A 20,317-nucleotide genomic window follows, 5' to 3' on the forward strand; every position below is an offset into this window, starting at 1 on the left:
TTTATCCTTTCGGATTGCTATACAATTTCGTAACTTTGCACACTCAATAATTAAAGAGCACACAAAAAGCATAAATGAGACAACTCAAAATAACGCAATCTATCACCAATCGCGAAAGTCAGTCTTTAGACAAATATTTGCACGAAATTGGAAAGGTAGATTTAATAACAGCAGAAGAAGAAGTAATTTTAGCGAGAAAGATTCGTGAAGGTGATCAGGCAGCATTAGAGCGTCTTACCAAAACAAACTTGCGTTTCGTGGTGTCTGTTGCAAAACAATATCAAAATCAGGGTTTAACTTTAGGAGATTTAATTAATGAAGGAAACTTAGGTTTAATCAAGGCTGCAAAGCGTTTTGATGAAACTAAGGGTTTTAAGTTTATTTCTTATGCGGTTTGGTGGATTCGTCAGTCTATTTTGCAAGCTATTGCAGAACAAAGCCGTATTGTACGTTTGCCTTTAAACCAGGTTGGTTCATTGAGTAAAATCAGTAAGGCTTTTTCTAAATTAGAGCAAGAATATGAACGTGAGCCTTCTCCTGAAGAATTGGCAGATATCTTAGAAACAACTGTTGATAAAATATCTGATACTTTAAGCAACTCAGGCCGTCACGTATCAATGGATGCGCCATTTGTGCAAGGTGAGGAAAATACATTGTTAGATGTATTGGAAAACCATGAGCCAAATACGGACAGTTCTTTAATTAACGAATCATTATCAGAAGAAATTAAACGTTCTTTATCTACTTTAACAGAAAGAGAAAGAGAAATTATTGTTTTATTCTTCGGTTTAGGCTCTAATCATCCATTATCTTTAGAAGAAATTGGAGAGAAATTTAACCTGACACGTGAGCGTGTAAGGCAAATTAAAGATAAGGCATTACAACGCCTGCGTCATACTTCGAGAAGTAAAATCTTAAAATCTTACCTAGGATAATCAGAATAATCTACTTTTTAGAAATAAATAGAAAAAGATCGGGCATACCAGCCGATCTTTTTCTATTTTTGCGGCAATTTCTAACCATATTATTCATTTCATGTTACACAAATACCAGACTGAGTTTCAGAGCTGGATTGACAAAGAGAAGCAGGCTATTGAACTCATCAATATTGTCGGCAAACTTTGGTTCGATCGTTCTATTGAATTACTTTTATTTCGGAAGCCATTATTCGACATTGGAAGTAGCCAGGTTCTAGCGCATCATCAGTATGCAAAATCAATTAGTGGTAAAGACATTTCCATTTATGAAACCCTTGAACTTGCTAAAGCGATTTTAAATTCTAACCTCGCTCCTTCCCGCATTGATTTAGGCAGGTTAACCGCCGAATGGCTTGATGAGCATAATAAATTTGCCACCATCAACGATTTCATCATTACCAAACTATCCGCTTATATTGGTAAAGACAAAAAGAATTTAACGCCTAAAGATGTTGTACTTTTTGGTTTCGGCAGAATTGGCAGAATTGCTGCCAGAGAATTAGTTACACAGGCTGGAAAAGGCGAGCAATTGCGATTAAGAGCAATTGTAACCAGAACGTACAGTAATGAGGAATTGAGTAAAAGAGCAGAGCTTTTAAAAACAGACTCTGTACATGGAACTTTTCCGGGTACCATAACAGAAGACTATGAAAATCAGGCTTTGATTATTAACGGCCAGATGATTTACATGATTGCTGCACAAAGTCCGGAGGCAGTGGATTACACCAAATACGGGATAAATTCAGCGTTACTAATCGACAATACAGGTGTTTTTAGAGACCGTGAAGAATTAAGCCGCCATTTAAAGGCAAAAGGGATTAGTCAGGTATTACTAACGGCTCCGGCCAAAGGAGATGTTCCAAATATAGTAACCGGTATTAACGAAGGGGATTTTGACTTTAAAAAAGAAACCATCTTTTCTAACGCCAGTTGCACAACAAATGCCATTACTCCGGTATTAAAAATTGTTCACGACGCTTTAGGTCTTGAAAAAGGCCATATCGAAACCATACATTCTTATACCAATGATCAGAATTTACTGGATAATTACCACAAAAAGTATCGCAGAGGTCGCTCAGCAGCTTTAAATCTGGTTATTACCGAAACAGGTGCTGATAAAGCAGTAGCGAAGGTTTTGCCTCATCTTGCCGGAAAATTAACCGGGAATGCAGTACGTGTACCTACACCTAATGTTTCTTTAGCAATTTTAAATTTAACGTTGTCCAAAAAAACTGATAAGGATAAAGTAAACGAGTTGTTGAAACAGGCTTCATTATTTGGCGATTTATCAGAGCAGATTGAGTTTTCAATCTCAAATGAATTGGTGAGTACTGATATGATTGGCAACAGCCATTCTTCCATTATCGATGGGCCGGCAACTATCGTCTCAAAAGATGGCAAATCTGTTATTCTATATGCCTGGTACGACAATGAATATGGCTACACCAGACAGGTGATTCGATTGGCTAAAAAGCTTGGTGATGTTGTCAGATTAACTTATTATTAAGAATATATTATATTTTGTCATATCCGGACTGCAACTTGCGTTCGGGTATGACAATCTTCTTCTTTTCAAATTAATTAGCTTAACCACTAAGGCACAAAGAACACAATTTGCTTTTAAGCGCTGTAATCTTAGTGACCCGTGGTTTTATTGATATTCTATAATTAGAACAATAAATGTTTAACGGTTAATCCGTTATTAATTAACTGTTTTAATGAATCAATACCTATTCTAAGGTGTTGTTCAACATATTGTGCCGTTACGTTACTATCGCTTTCAGCTGTTTTTACACCTTCAGGAATCATTGGCTGATCTGAAACTAGGAGCAGTGCACCAGCAGGAATCTTATTTGCAAATGCTGTTGTAAAAATGGTTGCGGTTTCCATATCAACGGCCATTGCCCTAAGCGTTTTTAAATATTTTTTAAATTCTTTATCGTGCTCCCAAACCCTGCGGTTAGTGGTATAACAGGTCCCTGTCCAGTAATCTCTGCCATGATCACGAATGGTTGTCGAAATTGCTTTCTGCAATGCGAAAGCCGGTAATGCAGGTACCTCTGCAGGCAGGTAATCGTTTGATGTTCCTTCACCTCTGATGGCTGCAATTGGCAAAATTAAATCGCCTAGTTGATTTTTCTTTTTCAATCCACCACATTTACCTAAAAACAATACGGCTTTAGGTTTAATGGCTGTTAATAAATCCATCATGGTTGCTGCAAGCGGGCTACCCATACCAAAGTTGATTATGGTAATGCCGTTAGCGGTTACACTTTGCATAGGTTTATCCAACCCCATAATTGGTGCATCATCATTCCATTCAGAAAACATGGTTACATATTTACTGAAATTGGTTAATAAGATGTAATCTCCAAATTGATCTAAGGAGCGGCCCGTGTAACGTGGTAACCAGTTTTTAACAATCTCGTCTTTTGATTTCAATCCTGGTTTTACAGGAGACTCTACCTCTTTAATTTTTTTAGATTTTTCTACAATCTTTTCATCTTTTTTTATGTCTTTTTCTTCGTTCATATATTTTTATTCTTCAAATAATATAAGAAATTTTTATCAAAATAACAAATCTAATTTAACGCCTGCATTAAAAGCATCTTACAATATCATTAAGTTGCAGCTCATCATCAGATCGTTTTTGATTAAAACCTTACATTTTAGGTCATACAAAAAATCCCCCCGATTTTCGGGAGGATTTAATTTTTTATGCAGCTTGCAACTTCTTAAAGTCGGCCTTTTCAAATTTCTCTACCGCGTAATCGAGGTTAATATGCAACTGCTTCACATCCGTTTGCGTTGGCGTATCAAACATTGCATCCAACATAATGGCTTCACAAATGGATCTCAATCCACGTGCCCCCAATTTATATTCCATTGCTTTATCCACAACAAAATCAAGCACATCGTTATCAAAAATCAATTCTACACCCTCATAAGCAAACAACTTAACGTATTGTTTAATTAAAGAGTTTTTAGGCGCTGTTAAAATGTTTCTAAGTGTTTCCTTATCCAGCGGATTTAAGTGTGAAAGAACAGGAATACGGCCTATTAATTCGGGAATTAAACCAAAAGATTTAAGATCCTGTGGCATAATGTATTTGTATAGATTTTTAAGGTCTAAAACCGTTTCATCTTTTTTAACCTTATACCCTACTGCCTGCGTTTTTAAACGGTTGGCAATTTTACGTTCGATGCCATCGAATGCACCTCCACAAATAAATAAGATATTATTGGTATTGACCGGAATCATTTTCTGATCCGGGTGTTTACGCCCGCCCTGAGGTGGAACATTTACTACAGTACCTTCTAAAATCTTTAATAAAGCCTGCTGTACACCTTCACCTGATACATCTCTGGTAATAGATGGGTTATCGCTTTTGCGGGCAACCTTATCTACCTCATCAATATATACAATACCACGTTCTGCTGCTGCAACATCGTAATCAGCAGCCTGCAATAAACGGGTTAAAATGCTTTCCACATCTTCACCAACGTACCCGGCTTCTGTTAAAACAGTTGCATCGCAAATACAAAAAGGTACATGCAAAATTTTGGCAATGGTTTTAGCCAGAAGTGTTTTACCAGTTCCGGTTTCGCCAACCAGCATGATATTAGATTTTTCAATCTCAATCTCGTCTGCATCAACTTTTTGGTTCAAACGTTTGTAGTGATTGTAAACCGCTACTGATAACACTTTTTTTGCATCATCCTGACCAATTACATATTGATCCAAATGATTTTTAATTTCAAGAGGCTTTAATAAATTAATGGCCTCCTGAATATTTTTAGAACCTTTTGTACCCAATTCCTGCGCAAGCAATTGATTGGCTTGTGTTACGCACTTATCGCAGATAAATGCATCCATGCCTTCAATTAACATTAAAGTTTCATGCTTGCCTGAGTGGCAGAATGAGCAACGGGATTCTTTATTTTGTTTCGCCATCTTTTTTTGCGTTTCTCGATAAAACTTCATCAACCATACCAAACCCTTTTGCCTCGTCAGCAGTCATCCAGTAATCGCGATCTGAAGCTTTCTCTACCCAGTCGTAAGTTTGACCGGAGTGCTCCGAAATAATATCGTATAATTCTTTTTTCAATTTCAACATTTCTCTCAAGTTGATCTCCATATCTGAAGCTACGCCTTGTGCGCCTCCTGATGGCTGGTGAATCATTACTCTTGAGTGAGGCAACGCAGCACGTTTACCTTTAGCGCCTGCTACTAATAAAACCGCACCCATTGATGCTGCCATACCGGTACAAATCGTCGCCACATCCGGCTGAATATATTGCATGGTATCATAAATACCTAAACCTGCATAAACCGAACCACCCGGTGAGTTAATGTAAATCTGAATGTCTCTATCTGCATCTGTTGATTGTAAAAACAATAACTGAGCCTGGATAATATTCGCATTCTGATCATAAATAGCATCACCTAAAAAGATGATACGATCCATCATTAACCTTGAAAAAACATCCATCTGCGCTACGTTCAACTGGCGTTCTTCAATAATATATGGGGTCATCGATTGCGGTGACAGATTTGCTTGCGCAATAAATTTATCTACATGCAAACCGCCAATACCCTGATGTTTAACGGCAAATTTTCTGAATTCTTGTGAATCTATGTTCATATCTTGATTAGGGTTAATTGATTTAGCCATAAATAATGCAGGGCCAAACCGACAATAATTTTAATGAATCTTTCTTTCTGTTGGTTAATTTTCGTGCCAATTTATCCAATTTGTTCGTATTGCAAATTGATTTGTAATAGATATGACAATGCAAGCTTACTAAAAGTAATCAAACTGATTACTCCAAACGTCCGAAATATATGCAATACTCAATTAACCAGCAAATTATACAGAAAATTATTAAAAAAATAATCATCAGGATTACAGATACACAAAGAGCAGCCCTGATGGACTGCTCTTTAGATCTTATCGTTAAATAACTGCCAATTGGTCAGTTATACTTCTTATTTGTTTAAAGCAACAAATTTATTGTAATCGATATCTTTTTGCTCTAACGTAGCAACAGATTTAATGTATTCGAAAGTTTTTAAAGCTTTTACTTCTTCGAAAGTACGGTTTGCATTTTCTTTTTCCTGTAAGAATTGAACTGCATATTGTGCCAATTGATCTTCAGGAAGCGGACTTGGGCTGTACATTCTGAATTGAGCATCTAATTTAGCTTTAGCAGCCTGAACTACATCTTCATATTTAATTTCGATGCTATTATCTTTAATGATTTTGTTTTCAATCAAAGTCCATTTAAGATTTTTAGCGAAATCGTCATAACCTTCTGCCAATTCTTCATCTGTTAATTTTTCGTTTGTTGCTTTTAACCAACGACGTAAAAATTCATCTGGCAATTCGAAATTGTGTTTTTCAATTAACTGAAGATAAATATCGTTTGATAATTGGCGGTCAGCATCTTGTTTAAACATGCTTTCTACTTCTTCAGTAATTTTGGTTTTAAAACCAGCTTCGTCCGTTACAGTACCTTCGCCAAATAATTTATCAAAAAACTCCTGGTTTAAGTCAGACTCTTCTAAGCGGTTTACGTTTTTAACCGTTAACTGGAAATTTGATTTTAATTCAGCAGCTTCTTCTTCAGAAATGTTTAACGCTTTTGCAATAACCGCAGCGTCTTCAAATGCTTTTTGGATATCAATAGTTACAACATCATCTTTCTTTAAACCAATTAAAGATTTAAGGATTTTTTTGTCTTTAATCTGGTCTAAACGTATAGTGGCTGTGCTTGTGATACCGCCTTCTAAAACAGAACCATCAGCAGCTACCTGAACAAGGTCTGTATATAAAACGTCACCATCAGCAGAAACCTCAGGATTAGTCATTTTACCATAGCTGCGACGGATATTTTTAATGCGGCTTTCTAAAGTTTCTTTATCCGCTTTAACCACATACTCTGTAAATTTATCTTTAGAAGAGATTTTTACATCAAAAGCAGGCGCTAAACCTAATTCGTAATCAAATTCGAACTCGTCTGTATTATCCCATTTAAATTCTTTTTCGTTATCCAGCACGGGTAATGGCTGACCTAAAACTTCTAATTTTTGCTCAGCGATATAATTCGTTAAAGTATCGTTTAACAGGTTGTTAATTTCTTCAACCAAAATACTTTTACCATACATTCTTTTAATGTGAGCGGCAGGCACCATACCTTTACGAAAACCAGGTAATTGTGCTTTTTTAGCTTGTTCTTTAATGGCTTTATCTACTTTTTCAGTATAATCTGCAGGTGCGATTTTGATTTTTACAACAGCATTTAAGTTGCCTGTTTTTTCCTGTGTGATATTCATTTTTTAGATTTGAGTATTGAGATGTGAATAAGGTTTGAATACTGAAATATGAGATTTAAGACAAATAACGTATTTCATTTCAAAAAACTTCACATCGATTTTCATCCTTACAAATTTGTTTTCAATGGTGATGAAGCGATCATGATTTGCTTATTACATTTTGCGATTTTGAAAATCATGATGGTTTCAATTTTTTTTATCAATGTTGTTAAAAAATAAAACCGTTCCGATTATCTCGGAACGGCCTTTACCTTAGTGTGCGGAAGAAGGGACTCGAACCCCCACGCCGTGAAGCGCCAGATCCTAAGTCTGGTGCGGCTACCAATTACGCCACTTCCGCTGTTAGGATTTATTAAGGACTGCAAAGATAGAAACTAGATTGAATTATCAAAAGAGAAACACAAAAAAAGTTAAATATTTTTTACAGAAAAAAGCTAAATAACTAAGGATTAACGAGAAAGATTTAATAAAAAATTAAGGAGAAGTTCCTTTACTAAATCTTAATAAAGCCACCCCTGCCCTTAATCGTTAATTTTAGCCTAAAAAAGTTATTTTTTTAATATTAAAAGTGCCCTCCACAAGTTTATGGTAGCCCTAATAAAATAATGGAATACTTAGAACTTTACAAGTGTTACCTCAATAAGATCCGGACCACCTTCTAAGGGATAACCAGCTACTTTTTTCCCTTTAATGGTTACTGGTTTATTCACAAAGTCATCTAACTTAATTACATCGCTTTTTAATGCATAAGTTTTGTTTTCTGCCTTCAATAGATGTGTACCATACTGAAAAGTTGTCATACCTAACTTTTCAATAGTTCCACTTACCGTAACAGAACGGCCTGTAGTGTTGTTATTCATCGAACTGCAACCAGAAAGTACGGCTACAAATAGAGCTAATGCGATCATTTTTTTCATAAAAGTGAAACGGAATAATTAGATTTAATGTTACGATTTAACAAAGATACTTTTAAAGCATTAATAAAGCTCCTTTTGAAATTCGAAAAAGTATTGAACAGCTTTTACCAGTCTGCTCCCATACCAGCTAAACATTTCGCCATCAACTAACATAATTTTAGCATTCGGCAAAACCATGTTAATTTCTTCAATGTGCTTTTCTGCAAAAGGATAAGGTTCAGACGACAATAAAATAAGTTCGGGATTTAAGGCTTTTAATTCGGATAAAGTAACCGAAGGATAACGGCTTTGACTAACAACATTCGTCATACCGTTACTTAATAAAACATCATCAATAAAAGTATTTTTACCTGCAGCCATATAAGGTTTACGCCAGATTAAATAAGCCATTTTTTTATTAATATAATTTTGAAGTGCCAGTGTCTTTAAATCTGTAAAACCGGCATTAATTAAATGATTTAAATAGGAAGCTTCGGGTACCCGGTCTACCAGTGCCCCTATCTGGCTGATGGTTTTCATGGCATCATCCAAAGTAAAAATATCACTCATCCAAACCGGGAAATCGATGGCAAGTTCTTCTATATCACTTTGTGTATTTTCTTCTTTGTTGCCAATAATCAAATCGGGTTTTAAATCTCTTATTAAATCAATATTTAGTTTTTTAGTTCCGCCAACCTTAGTTCTTTCGGCAAATTTTTCAATTGGATGGATGCAAAATTTGGTTAAACCGATAATTTCCTGATCTAAACCTAAATCAAATAATAACTCGGTTTGCGAGGGCACAACGGAAATAATCCGTTGTGGCGGAAAATTGATTGTTATTTCCTGACCAAGCTGATCGGTAAAAGACTTTTGCATGTGTTTCTGTTTACAGCATACAAAGTTAGATAAAACATATGCCAAAACTGACAATTATCCATTTTCATCTATGCCACTGATGATGCCGAGCTGAAAAGCATGTATGGCTAAACCAATAGAATTTTTTACATGCATTTTCTCAAGTAATTTGGCTCTGTATCCTTCGACTGTTCTTACACTCAAATACAACTGATCGGCTATTTTCTTATTTGTAAATTCCTGGCAGATAAGCTTTATAATTTCTATTTCACGTTCTGAAAAGTTAGAATCGACGGGTTTATTTTCTTTTTTAATCCTGCTTCTTGCAATTACCATCGCAAGTTTGGCAGAAGTGGTTTTACAATAAAAATTATTCCCTAAGGATACCGCTGTAATGGCATCATAAATGTCATTTTTATCTGCATTTTTTAGTAAATAACCCTTCGCCCCTGCTTCCAGCATTTCAACAATAAGGTCTTCTTCATCAAACATGGAGAGTGCTATAATGCCTAAATCGCTTTGGTTTTTAACCATTCGCTTTACGGCTTCAATCCCATCCATAACAGGCATTTTAATGTCGGTAATTACTACATCAGGTTTAAGGTTATTGGCAAGCTTTACCAGCTGTTCGCCATTACCTGCAGCACCGACTAAATCAATATTGCTTTTACTGCTTAATACCATCGCTAATCCCTCTCTAAAAACAACGTGATCATCTGCTATAATAATTCTTATTTTTTGCTCTTGTATCATGTTTTACCTCCTTTAACTGGTATTTCGAAAGTATAACCTGTGCCTCCGTTGCTTGCCAAAAACATTTTTATAGTGCCTTTCATTACTTCTATGCGGCTTTGAAGGTTGAGCAGGCCAAGACCCGAATGTTGTTTAATCATTTCCTGAAAGTTAAATCCAATCCCATTATCTGTGGTTTGTAACCGTAAAACTCCTTCATTCTCTTCCAGTACAATTCTTAGCGAGCTTGCTTTGGCATGTTTAAGTGTGTTATGAAGAATTTCCTGTACAATGCGATACACATTAAGCTCTATATCCTGATTAAAACGGCCAGTTAAATGATGTTTGAAGATGATTTTTAATGTTCCATCTTGCTGAATCCTGTTTATAAAATCCTGAATGGCCCAAACCAGGCCCTTCCTTTCCAGCATATAAGGCATTAAATTGGTCGAAATTTCCCGCATGCGCTGAATGATGGTATCAATGTGTTTGCCGGATGAATCAACCAAACTCTGCATTTCTTCGGTTTTAGCATCTAAATGTGCAATTTGAAACTTTACAGCTGAAAGCAGAGGACCGATTTCATCATGCAAATCAGATGCTATCCTGCGTCTTTCATTTTCCAGTGTTTTAATTTCAGCAGAAATTCTGTCTTTTGATACCCGTCTGCTTTTTCGGTGCTGCATAATCATAGACACAATAAAATAAAGCATAATGGCTCCAATAATTGCGGCTGCAATTAATACGGCATTATAAAATTCTTTTTCTTCGGTATCCATAACATGGCTAAAGCAAAAACAAGATTGGTAAAAACGTTTATAACCCGCTTAATATCAAATACATTTTCCTTAAAGATAATACTCGAATTTGAATTAAAATAGATGATTTCTATAAAAATATTGAATGTAAAAAATATAATCAGTGCAGCACAAATTAAAAACCGGGAGTCTTTTAAAATGTTTCCATCCACAATAGTAATTAGTTTATTTAAATAAGTAATGGCTAGGATAACCGCTACAAATGAGTATACGATGCGAAAGAAGCCGCTATTATCCCATAAGTTATGAAAGACAAAATAATCCAGTCCCCAAATTACAATTAAAATCACGCCCAAAACTTGTGTTATCCAGGGGTTTTTATTAAAAACAGACCACTCTTTAAATTGCCAAAGCAATAATACTGCAGATAAAACCAGGTAAATATTTGTAACAAGACAGGGATTGATGTGCTTTATAATCAGAATAAATACCAGTATTTCGGTCAAGCAATCAGCAAAGCAGTAATATAAAAATGGTCTGAAATTAACAGCAATATTTCGCCACCTGATCAATCCAATGATACAGGCGATAAGAATGGATTGGGAAAGTATAAAGTTTTGGGCGTGCTGCATAAAATTAGCTATTGAGATACAACTGGCCAGGGCGGTACCCGTTGAGAATCATCCAGGCTAAAACCTTCATCCAAGCCATCCTCATCCGCTCCAGCCGAAAATGACATCAGTTTAGCCGTCTTCATGATGGGTTTAACTGGATTACTCAACATATCTTCTCCAAATTCATCAACAGCCCGAAGTACAAAAACAACCTGAAAGTCCTCATTCAGTCCCATATGGATTCTTAAACCTTCGCAGCCCTTTTGCTGTAATGCTTTTAAGATACTTTTCACATTGAAAGTTTCTGAGTAAGGTAAAATCCCTACTTCTTTATCCTTATCCTGTAAGTTTTGAGGAATCAGGGATGAACGGTTTTCATGAAAGTTTTCAATCAGCTTATTGGCTTTGTTAAGGCTAATAAAATGCGTACGGCCCCGAAGATCTTCGGGTGCAAATTCTTTACTAAATCGTTGTTTTTCCATTGCTTAGCTAGTTTAGTGTTTGAGTTATATAAACTAAGTTAGCGCCGTATCAAGCTTTACACAACAGGTATAAATACGGTTTATAAAAGTAATTACACGGCTAAATTAACGGTAATAATACACTGAATAACAAGAAGATATGAAGTATAATTTTGATTCAATTCTAGAAAGTTTATTTACCACTTAATCTTAATCAAAATGAAAACTTTAATTAAATTCATGGTGTTGTGCAATCTTATTTTTTGCACCCAAATTTCAATTGCCCAGGTAACTATAAAGAAAAATGGAATCTCCATTGCTCCGGGCACAAAAATATCAAATGCAGACAAGGATGCTATTAATAACATTTTAAGGCAATACGATTCTTCGCTGTACCAGATCAGGAGTTATTCCAATAATGGTAAAATGACAAGTAGAAAAGGCAGTTTGGCAACCATTAAAACCACTGAAAAAATTTCATCAAGTCTTATTTCCGGAAAAGGAAATATGGTTGCTGCTGACATGACGGTACAGGCTTCAAAAATGGACCTTGATAATAGTTCAGATACAAGTAAAAGTATTGATTCTCATAGTTCAATACCAGGAAGAGAGAGGGAAATACAGCGATTAATCTCACAACTAAAGGTTGTTCTTTCAAAATATCAATAGGTCTGTTTATCTCTTTTAGTCTCCGCTAATCAATCGTATTATCCTGATTATAAGCAGCATCTGTATTCAAAACAACAAGTAGAAATACGGTTTACAAAAGTAATTACACTTATTTATTTGCGTAATAATACACTGAAAATTAGATCATTAACGCACCTAATTTTGGTATCAGATTCTAGAACAATCTAATAAACTATTTAATTTTTAAATCTAATCTTAATCAAAATGAAAACTTCAGTAAAAATCATCGCACTATTCGCATTAATCTTTTGCGTACAAATTTCAATGGCTCAGGTAACTATTGAAAAAAATGGAATTTCTATTGCTCCGGGCACAAAAATTTCTTCTAAAGATAAAACAGCTATGAACAACATTTTAAGACAATACGATTCGTCTTTATACAATGTAAAAAGTTATGCTTCAAATGGTCGTGTAACTTCTGCCAAAGGTAAGTTAGCCAATATACAAACATCGGGAAAACTAACCGCTGCTGTAATTTCAGGAAGAGCAGGAAAAGCCAGTATGGTAGCTGCTGATTGCACCTTACAAATTACCGTTTGTAATGGCAGTAATGGTACATCTGCTCAAAATGGAAGTCAGGCTACACAAACCAATAAAGCCACTAACATTGGCAACCAGCAAAGATTGATTGCACAATTAACTACTGTGCTATCGAAATATCAATAAAAAACAAAGTTTCTGGCCCGTTGGATTCTAGATAAAAATGCGCCGGAAACTCCTTTATTCTGATTTTAATCAAAAAGCAATGAAAACATCTGTAAAAATCATTTTATGCTCCGGCATACTGATTCATTACCTGCTTCTCTTCATCATCAATGTTGATACTACTTTGGACTGCGTTGTAAATAACAAAGGAATTTTATTGGTGGAGATGGAAAAATCTACCTATCAACCGGTTAAGAAAAAAATAGATGTGATACTGGGTAGAGATAAATACAATTTTAACGATTATATCAATTATTATCTGGCCTACACAGGCACGGAAACAGGCTATGGCTTTTTTGCCCCTAACGTACCCACCAGCTATAAACTGGTTTTCGAATATACGCTGAAAGATCATAGTAAAGTAACCATGATTCCTCAAATAAGCAGTCATGAAATTGGCTTGCGCTTATGTAATTATTATGAAACTATTGGTAAAACAAATGTTGAAATATTAAGAAATGCCTTAATTAAATTTATGCTTCAGGAGCAAATGAAGGGACTAAACAATGTGGTTTCTGCAAAGGCAATTTTCGGTCTCGTGCTAACTCCTGCCTTAAAAAATTATTCTCAATCCAACCAAACCGCTTATCAATTTTTATACGCTTATGAATATAATATCCAAAGTAAATAAGGGATTAGATCATTTCTTATTTAAACCTAACGGCACAAATATTTTTGCATTTTTCAGAGTAGCTGTGAGCATTCATTGTATTGTTTTTGTAGTGAGTATTTATTCAGAAATGCATAAATTTTTTGGGTTGTCCGGATTTTCAAACCGCGAGGTAACGGAAACTTTCATCCGCTTAAAATACATTCCTAGACTTAGCTGGTTCCATGATGTTTTTGGCTCTTGGTTTAATACTGACGAACAAATGCTGCATGCAGTATTATTGATTCATTTATTTTTCTTAATTACGCTACTACTGGGGTTATTTACCAGGGTTTCGGCCTTAATTACACTATTTATCCATTTGTGCATTGTACAATCAAACACCTTTTTTCTATATGGAATGGATTATTTTACAACCATTTCTTTATTCTTTTGCACATTTATGCCTGTAAGTGATTTTTCGCTGGATCAATCGTTATTAAAGAAAAAGATTGCCTCTCCTGAATTTAGAAACTTTTGCATCCGTTTTATCCAGGTTCAAATGTGCTTTATTTATTTTTTCGGAGGCTTTCATAAAGCTATTGGTATTAACTGGTGGAACGGAGAAAGCATGTGGAAGGCACTGACCAGACCTCCATTCAATAATTTTGATGTTTCTTTCTTTGCGCAATATCCCAAAATATTTATGGTTATGGGTTGGATGACAGTTGTCCACGAAATGTTCTACCCTATAATGGTGTTTACCAAATTTTTCAGAAAATATTGGGTAATGGTGATTATATCCATGCATTTGTGCATTGGTATTTTTATGGGGCTTTATTTATTCGCCTCTATTATGATTATTTTAAATATTACTGCCTTTTTAAGTAAAGAAGTAGATTATATCTTTAAAAAAATAGCTGCTTTCAAATCCAGAATGCTTATTCTTAATGGGGTTAAGCGGATTTATTATGCCAATTTAAAACATCTAAATACAGCATTTAGGCAAATGTATTAATCGCAATATTAAAAGTGATTGCCACAAAAGCATTTGTAATCCTGCTTTTGTGGCTAAATATTATCCAACCTGCACATCATCCTTTACCACACCATCGGCAATGTGTAAGATCCGGTTTCCGTATTGTGCATTTTTTTCGGCGTGGGTAACCTGAATAATGGTGATGCCCTCTTCTTTATTTAATTTCCGAAAAAGCTCCATAATTTCTTCGGCCTGTACAGATTGTAAATTCCCTGTAGGTTCATCCGCTAAAATTAAAGATGGTTGTGCCGCCAATGCCCTTGCAATACCTACAAGTTGTTGTTGCCCACCCGAAAGCTGGTTAGGAAACAAATCTTTTTTAGCCACAATATTAAAACGGTCTAACAAATCTGCAATGCGGCTTTTACGTTCAGAATTACCAATTTTTTTATACAATAATGGCGCTTCAATATTTTCATAAACTGTCATTTCATCAATTAAATGATAAGCCTGAAATACAAAACCGATATGATTTCTATAAAGTTCGATGCGTTTGCGCTCACTTAAAGTGGTTACATCTTCACCCATAAATTCATACTGCCCATAAGTTGATTCTTCAAGCATCCCTAAAATGTTCAACAAGGTTGATTTTCCAGCACCTGATGGGCCCATGATCGAGACGAATTCACCTTTTTTTATGCTCGTGGTTACATGTCGCAAAACATAATGTTTTACGCCTTTACTGGCATAATATTTTTCTATATTTTTAATTTCTATCATCTTTTGAGGTATATATTTCACTGTTTACCCTAAGCTTTATTCGTATTTTAATGCGGTTACCGGATTTCTTACTGCAGCTTTTCTGGCTTGAATACTCACCGTTAAAACCGCTATAATAATGGAAATTACAGTTGCTGTTATAAATGGAAAAACAGGCATATCGATTCGGTAAGCAAAGCCCTGAAGCCATTTATTTACCAAAATATAAGCAATTGGCCAGCTTATTAAATTTGCCAAAACAACTAAAATAAGGAACGATTTATTTAAAAGGTTTACAATTTGAACATTTGAGGCACCTAAAACTTTTCTAACGGCTATTTCTTTTGTTCTCCTTCTTGCCACAAATGTGGACAAAGCAAATAAACCCAGCAAGGATAGCGAAACAGAAACAACGCTAAAAAGAATAATCATATTTATAAACCGGGCGTTATCCTCCAAAACATGTTGAAATTCACTATTCATCGTGATGTATTCCATTGGATAATCAGGGTATAAAGTTTTCCATTCTGCTTCTATCTTTTTAATCGCTTCCGAACTGTTCTCAGTATTAAAGCGGATTAGAAGATTGTTGGTATTAGAGCTACCACCTAAATGTGTAACCTTGTATAAGGTTGGCAGCACTGCTTTATCAAATCCTTCATTGTGATAATCTTTAATCACGCCAACAATTTGAAAGGTATGGTTTTTTGGGCCGTCTTTAACCTGATAATTTTTACCAACAGGATTTTTATCAATTAGCTTTGCCGCAGCTTCATTTAAAACCACCGTATTTACCGTATCCTGTTTATATTCTTTAGAAAATATCCGTCCTTGTAAAACCTTAACCCCAAGTGCTTTCAATGCATCCATTGAAACCGTTACGGTATTTAATGCTACTTTATTACCTTTATAAGTTACTTCTTCGGGCACATTAAAAGCATTACCCATAACCTGTGTAGTGGTGGCCACATATTCTACTCCTGGAATTCTGCTTATTTTATCTGCAAATGACTTTTCGTAGTTGGATTTTATGTTGATGAGATTACCCCGTTCAAAACCCAGATCCTTATTATTGATAAATTCAGTTTGTTTATGCATCACACCTATTGCAATGATAAAGGTTACAGAAATCACAAATTGAAAGATTACGAGAATATTTCTTAATGCAACCCCTTTCAGTCCCTTTTCATAATTTCCCTTTAATACCGAAACCGGGTTGTAATTTGACAAAATCCATGCAGGATAAAAACCTGCTAATAAGGTTACTAAAACAAAAAGAGCCAGTAATTGCAGCAGGATACCTGAAAACTGCTCATTATGCCAGAAACTGAGTTCAACATTAAACTGGTGATTAAAGGCCGGAAGCACCAGTTCGATTAAAATTATTGAAATAAATAAAGCAATGATGCTCTGCAAAGCAGATTCAAGCAGGAACTGAACAACAAGTTGTTTTTTATAAGATCCTAAGACTTTTTTTACACCTACTTCTTTCGCTCTCTGAACAGATTGTGCGGTGGCCAGGTTAACAAAATTAATGACAGATATGAGCAGAAGAAATGCCGTTATTCCGATAATGGGCTTAAGTTTTTCAAGCCAGCTTATTTGAAAAGATGGATTTCCATGAACATCTTTAAGCGATAACGTTTTTAGTCCGGGTGTTTTTCCATCTTTATAAAAATCATTAAAATTGATTTCCCTTTTAACAAATGATGCTTTTTTAAAATCGGTATAAACACTTAAAAGCGTTTTATTTAAAGCAGCTGTATCAATTGTTTGCTGCATCCGGGCGTAAACCTGACAATAATGACTATTGCTTGGGTGGTCGGGATCTTTATCTTGCTCCCCAGTGCGCATCATTGCATTAAAACTCACACTTTGAGGCGTTGGTGGATCCGCTACAACACCTGTTACGGTTAAATCCTGTCCTGTATCATTTCTCCACATCAATACCTTTATAACTTTGCCTAAAACGCGATCGGTTCCAAACAGTTTCATTGCTAAGCTATGTTAAGTACGACTGATTTTGGTTTACTTAAAGCACTTTGCCTATCGCCCTGCAAAAATTTATATGTAAAAACCTGAAAGAAACTACTATCAGAATCTTTCATTTTACTAACCATAACAGGATTTGCATGTGGTAATTTTACCGAAAAACCCTTAATGAAATCCCAGTCGGGTGTTACCTTAGTAACGACCTGAACTTGTGGCATCTTATCTTTTAGCAGAGCGGCCATCCGGCTATCGACCAGGTCCTGGTAATGTTCCTTATTATCAGGAGTAAACATATCGTGTTTTTCCCTGACCTGGTAAATATTATTTAAGTCAGGCGACCATTTATCATAACTTTCTTCGTGATTAATATATAAAAGCAACAACACAAAAGCAGTTAATCCCAGTGCGAGCCCTCCAATATTAATTGCTGCATAAATCTTGTTTTTAAACAAATTTCGAAAAGCGATTTTAAGATTTAATTTAAACATAGGATATAAGGTTTAGGATGTAAGATTTAGGGTTATGGCGCATTAACTTTACGCCTTTTACCTTAAGCCTTAAATCATTATTCATATTTCAAAGCATCAATTGTATTTGCATTTGCTGCCCAATATGAACGGATACTCACTGTAATTAAAGTAATTAGCATGGAAATAAGCATAGCCAATGCAAATGGCCAAATACTGATATCGATACGATAAGCAAAACCAGCCAGCCATTTTGAAACAAAGAGGTACGCTAAGGGCCAGGCTACCAGATTTGCCAGAAAAACCATTAATAAAAATGAGCCGTTCAGCATTTTGACAATTTCCATTGTTGAAGCGCCTAAAACCTTTCTGATGGCAACTTCGCGGGTTCTTTGCGTAGCAACGAAAGAGATCAAGCCAAATAATCCGATAAATGAAATAAAAATGATTACACCTGCGAAGACTTTGAATAGCGTACCCATAATCCGCTCTCCCTCATAATAATTTTTGATTTGGTCATCTAAAAAAGCTTCATGGTACACAGATTCGGGGAAAGTTTGCTGCCATATTTTAGATACAATTTTCATCGTACCCATCATCTCCTTGGCATTTAATTTTACGGCAGCATAATAGTGCCTTGTTCTAAGCGATCCAATTAAAATCGGGTCGATATTTTCATGCAAACTTTTGTTTTTAAAATCCTGAATTACACCAACTATCGGAGCTTTCATTCCGCCCATCGAAATTATTTTACCAATAGCCTCGTTCGGATTTTGGATATTGAGTTTTTTTAATAAGGTTTCATTTACAAGGTATTCATTTATAGTATCAGATTTAACAAGATTTCTACCAGCTGTAAGTTTTAAATCAAATGTTTTTAAATAATCTTCATCAGCATTTTTAGTATTTACCTGAAAGTCAGCATCTTTACCGCCATTATACGAAAAAGTATTTCCATTATTATTTTGCGAAGATGGAGCAGTACGGCAGAAACTAACTTCTTCAACACTGGAAATTTGTTTTAATTGAGCTTTAAAGGCAGAAAAGCGAGATACAGTAGCACTATCATTTGGTAAGTCTATCATTGCAATTGCCGATGAATTGAACCCCAGTGGTTGCTCCCGAACATATTTCATTTGTTGCAAGATTACCAATGTGCCAATGATTAAAGTTACGGTTAGCGTAAATTGTACAACGACCAGAATTTTTCTCAATCCTAAACCGCCTGTGTTAGCAATAACTTTGTTTTTAATGGCTAACGCAGGATTAAAACCGGACATTATCATTGCCGGATAAAAACCCGCTAATAAACTTACAAGCACAACCAGCAATATCATAAAAAGAAAGATTATCGGATGCTGGAATATACTGAATGAAATTTTTGAATTAAACAGATTTTGCATTCCCGGCAAGGCGATTTCTGTTAGCACACTTCCAATTAACAATGAAATGAATACGATTGTTAAGGTTTCAGTTAAAAATTGAATAATTAACTGACTTCTTTGGCTACCCATTACTTTCCTTACCCCAACTTCTTTAGAACGACTTACAGCTTGTGCAGTTGCCAGATTAATAAAATTGATGGAAGCTGTAATCATCAGAAAAAAGCCAATTATAACCAATCCATACAATTGTTTTTTTGGCATAATGCGACCTGAGAAATTGCCAAATTTTTCATTGTAATGAATATCGGCAAGCGGCTGAAATAAATGACCTTCTTTACCGGGTGCTTTTTCTACGTAATATTTTTTGATGAACGATGTTAACGGTCCGTTAAGTGTTTCTATATTAACATTTGGTTTTAACTTAAAATAACTTTCAGAACTAGAACTTACCGACCCCCAATTTGTTAATCTATTGTTGTTGAAGGATTTGTAAGCAAGCATAATTTTTAATGGTACCGAATTATTTTCTGCAACATCATCAATTACACCACTAACCGTATAATTCACCTTATCATCAAAACTGAAGCTTTTACCTAAAGCAGTTTTCCAATCTCCAAAAAACTTATTTGCCATTTCTTTTGAAAGCACAACATGATTTGGATCTGCAAGAGAACTGTAATTTCCTGACAACCAATTATAATTAAATACTTCAAAAAACTCAGGTTCTACGTAAAAAACATTTTCAATCGTTTTTAACCTTTCTTTTCCATTAGCATCTTTAATTTTTATCATCCCTGCACTATTTTCAATAGCAGCAACTTTTTCAATGTAAGGAGAAAAATCGTTGCGTATTGCAGCAGTTAGTGGTAAAGGCACACCTTGCGAATAGAACTGGTTACCATCTGCGTAATCCCAGGTTGAAACAATCCTGTAAATTTTGTCTTCATTTTTAAAACCTTCATCAAAACTCATTTGATAACGGATGAAAATAAAAATTAAGATACAACTCGCCATCCCGATTGATAAACCAAGGATATTAATTAAAGTATAGCCTTTATTTTTCCAAAGATTTCTCCAGGCTATTTTCAGATTTAATTTGAACATGACAATAGATTGTT

At 35.2% G+C, this 20,317-nt stretch carries 20 protein-coding genes and 1 tRNA gene; 6 read left to right on the forward strand and 15 right to left on the reverse strand.

Annotated features, from left to right (window positions below; translation table 11 throughout):
- The first annotated feature begins 74 nt into the window (after positions 1-74).
- Positions 75-935 carry a sigma-70 family RNA polymerase sigma factor gene (locus tag O0955_RS09990; protein WP_010601359.1) on the forward strand — a complete coding sequence of 287 codons (861 nt, stop codon included), beginning with the start codon at positions 75-77 and terminating at the stop codon, positions 933-935.
- Positions 936-1,035: 100 nt separating this feature from the next.
- Complete coding sequence (locus tag O0955_RS09995) at positions 1,036-2,484, forward strand: glyceraldehyde-3-phosphate dehydrogenase (protein WP_269427406.1); 1,449 nt, start codon at positions 1,036-1,038, stop codon at positions 2,482-2,484.
- Positions 2,485-2,645: 161 nt separating this feature from the next.
- Here O0955_RS09995 and O0955_RS10000 read toward each other — a convergent pair whose 3' ends face one another.
- The 11 genes from O0955_RS10000 to O0955_RS10050 all read right to left on the reverse strand — a co-directional run bounded on the left by O0955_RS10000 (position 2,646) and on the right by O0955_RS10050 (position 11,654).
- Positions 2,646-3,509, reverse strand: coding sequence for an AMP nucleosidase (locus O0955_RS10000; RefSeq protein WP_269427407.1), 864 nt, complete (start codon positions 3,507-3,509; stop codon positions 2,646-2,648).
- Positions 3,510-3,693: 184 nt separating this feature from the next.
- Positions 3,694-4,932 (reverse strand): ATP-dependent Clp protease ATP-binding subunit ClpX, encoded by a 1,239-nt coding sequence (gene clpX / locus O0955_RS10005; RefSeq protein WP_269427408.1) that lies wholly within the window; start codon positions 4,930-4,932, stop codon positions 3,694-3,696.
- Positions 4,916-5,623 carry an ATP-dependent Clp endopeptidase proteolytic subunit ClpP gene (gene clpP / locus O0955_RS10010; RefSeq protein ID WP_121951459.1) on the reverse strand — a complete coding sequence of 236 codons (708 nt, stop codon included), beginning with the start codon at positions 5,621-5,623 and terminating at the stop codon, positions 4,916-4,918. The genes clpX and clpP overlap by 17 nt, the downstream gene beginning before the upstream one ends.
- A 344-nt stretch (positions 5,624-5,967) precedes the next feature.
- The gene (gene tig / locus O0955_RS10015) at positions 5,968-7,314 is read right to left on the reverse strand and encodes a trigger factor (RefSeq protein ID WP_269427409.1); all 1,347 of its coding nucleotides are present in this window, start codon (positions 7,312-7,314) and stop codon (positions 5,968-5,970) included.
- 258 nt (positions 7,315-7,572) lie between these two features.
- A tRNA-Leu gene (locus O0955_RS10020) sits at positions 7,573-7,654 on the reverse strand.
- A gap of 274 nt (positions 7,655-7,928) precedes the next feature.
- Positions 7,929-8,231 carry a lipoprotein gene (locus O0955_RS10025; RefSeq protein ID WP_269427410.1) on the reverse strand — a complete coding sequence of 101 codons (303 nt, stop codon included), beginning with the start codon at positions 8,229-8,231 and terminating at the stop codon, positions 7,929-7,931.
- A gap of 60 nt (positions 8,232-8,291) precedes the next feature.
- Positions 8,292-9,089, reverse strand: a complete 798-nt coding sequence (locus O0955_RS10030; protein ID WP_269427411.1) for a helical backbone metal receptor — start codon at positions 9,087-9,089, stop codon at positions 8,292-8,294.
- Positions 9,090-9,143: 54 nt separating this feature from the next.
- Complete coding sequence (locus O0955_RS10035; protein ID WP_269427412.1) at positions 9,144-9,821, reverse strand: response regulator transcription factor; 678 nt, start codon at positions 9,819-9,821, stop codon at positions 9,144-9,146.
- Positions 9,818-10,579, reverse strand: a complete 762-nt coding sequence (locus tag O0955_RS10040; RefSeq protein ID WP_269427413.1) for a sensor histidine kinase — start codon at positions 10,577-10,579, stop codon at positions 9,818-9,820. Before O0955_RS10040 ends, O0955_RS10035 begins: the two co-directional genes overlap by 4 nt.
- Positions 10,540-11,190, reverse strand: coding sequence for a hypothetical protein (locus tag O0955_RS10045; protein ID WP_269427414.1), 651 nt, complete (start codon positions 11,188-11,190; stop codon positions 10,540-10,542). The genes O0955_RS10040 and O0955_RS10045 overlap by 40 nt, the downstream gene beginning before the upstream one ends.
- A gap of 8 nt (positions 11,191-11,198) precedes the next feature.
- The gene (locus O0955_RS10050) at positions 11,199-11,654 is read right to left on the reverse strand and encodes a hypothetical protein (protein ID WP_269427415.1); all 456 of its coding nucleotides are present in this window, start codon (positions 11,652-11,654) and stop codon (positions 11,199-11,201) included.
- A gap of 198 nt (positions 11,655-11,852) precedes the next feature.
- On the opposite strand from O0955_RS10050, the gene O0955_RS10055 reads away from it, so the two are divergent.
- From O0955_RS10055 to O0955_RS10070, 4 genes are all read left to right on the forward strand, one after another.
- Positions 11,853-12,302 carry a hypothetical protein gene (locus O0955_RS10055; protein ID WP_269427416.1) on the forward strand — a complete coding sequence of 150 codons (450 nt, stop codon included), beginning with the start codon at positions 11,853-11,855 and terminating at the stop codon, positions 12,300-12,302.
- Positions 12,303-12,527: 225 nt separating this feature from the next.
- The gene (locus O0955_RS10060; protein ID WP_269427417.1) at positions 12,528-12,989 is read left to right on the forward strand and encodes a hypothetical protein; all 462 of its coding nucleotides are present in this window, start codon (positions 12,528-12,530) and stop codon (positions 12,987-12,989) included.
- 79 nt (positions 12,990-13,068) lie between these two features.
- Positions 13,069-13,659: a hypothetical protein gene (locus O0955_RS10065; RefSeq protein WP_269427418.1), complete on the forward strand. Its 591-nt coding sequence runs from the start codon at positions 13,069-13,071 to the stop codon at positions 13,657-13,659.
- On the forward strand, positions 13,634-14,635 hold the full coding sequence (locus tag O0955_RS10070) for an HTTM domain-containing protein (protein ID WP_269427419.1): 1,002 nt from the start codon (positions 13,634-13,636) through the stop codon (positions 14,633-14,635). Before O0955_RS10065 ends, O0955_RS10070 begins: the two co-directional genes overlap by 26 nt.
- A gap of 60 nt (positions 14,636-14,695) precedes the next feature.
- Here O0955_RS10070 and O0955_RS10075 read toward each other — a convergent pair whose 3' ends face one another.
- The 4 genes from O0955_RS10075 to O0955_RS10090 form a co-directional block, all read right to left on the reverse strand.
- On the reverse strand, positions 14,696-15,376 hold the full coding sequence (locus tag O0955_RS10075; protein ID WP_269427420.1) for an ABC transporter ATP-binding protein: 681 nt from the start codon (positions 15,374-15,376) through the stop codon (positions 14,696-14,698).
- A 36-nt stretch (positions 15,377-15,412) separates the two neighbouring features.
- A complete protein-coding gene (locus O0955_RS10080) occupies positions 15,413-17,350 on the reverse strand; it encodes an ABC transporter permease (protein ID WP_269427421.1) in 1,938 nt (645 codons plus the stop codon).
- 2 nt (positions 17,351-17,352) lie between these two features.
- Entirely contained in the window at positions 17,353-17,835 is a 483-nt protein-coding gene (locus tag O0955_RS10085; protein ID WP_269427422.1) for an ABC transporter permease, read from the reverse strand.
- A gap of 77 nt (positions 17,836-17,912) precedes the next feature.
- Entirely contained in the window at positions 17,913-20,303 is a 2,391-nt protein-coding gene (locus O0955_RS10090) for an ABC transporter permease (RefSeq protein WP_269427423.1), read from the reverse strand.
- Between the last annotated feature and the right edge of the window lie 14 nt (positions 20,304-20,317).

This window comes from Pedobacter punctiformis, assembly GCF_027213715.1.
Lineage (GTDB): Bacteria > Bacteroidota > Bacteroidia > Sphingobacteriales > Sphingobacteriaceae > Pedobacter > Pedobacter punctiformis.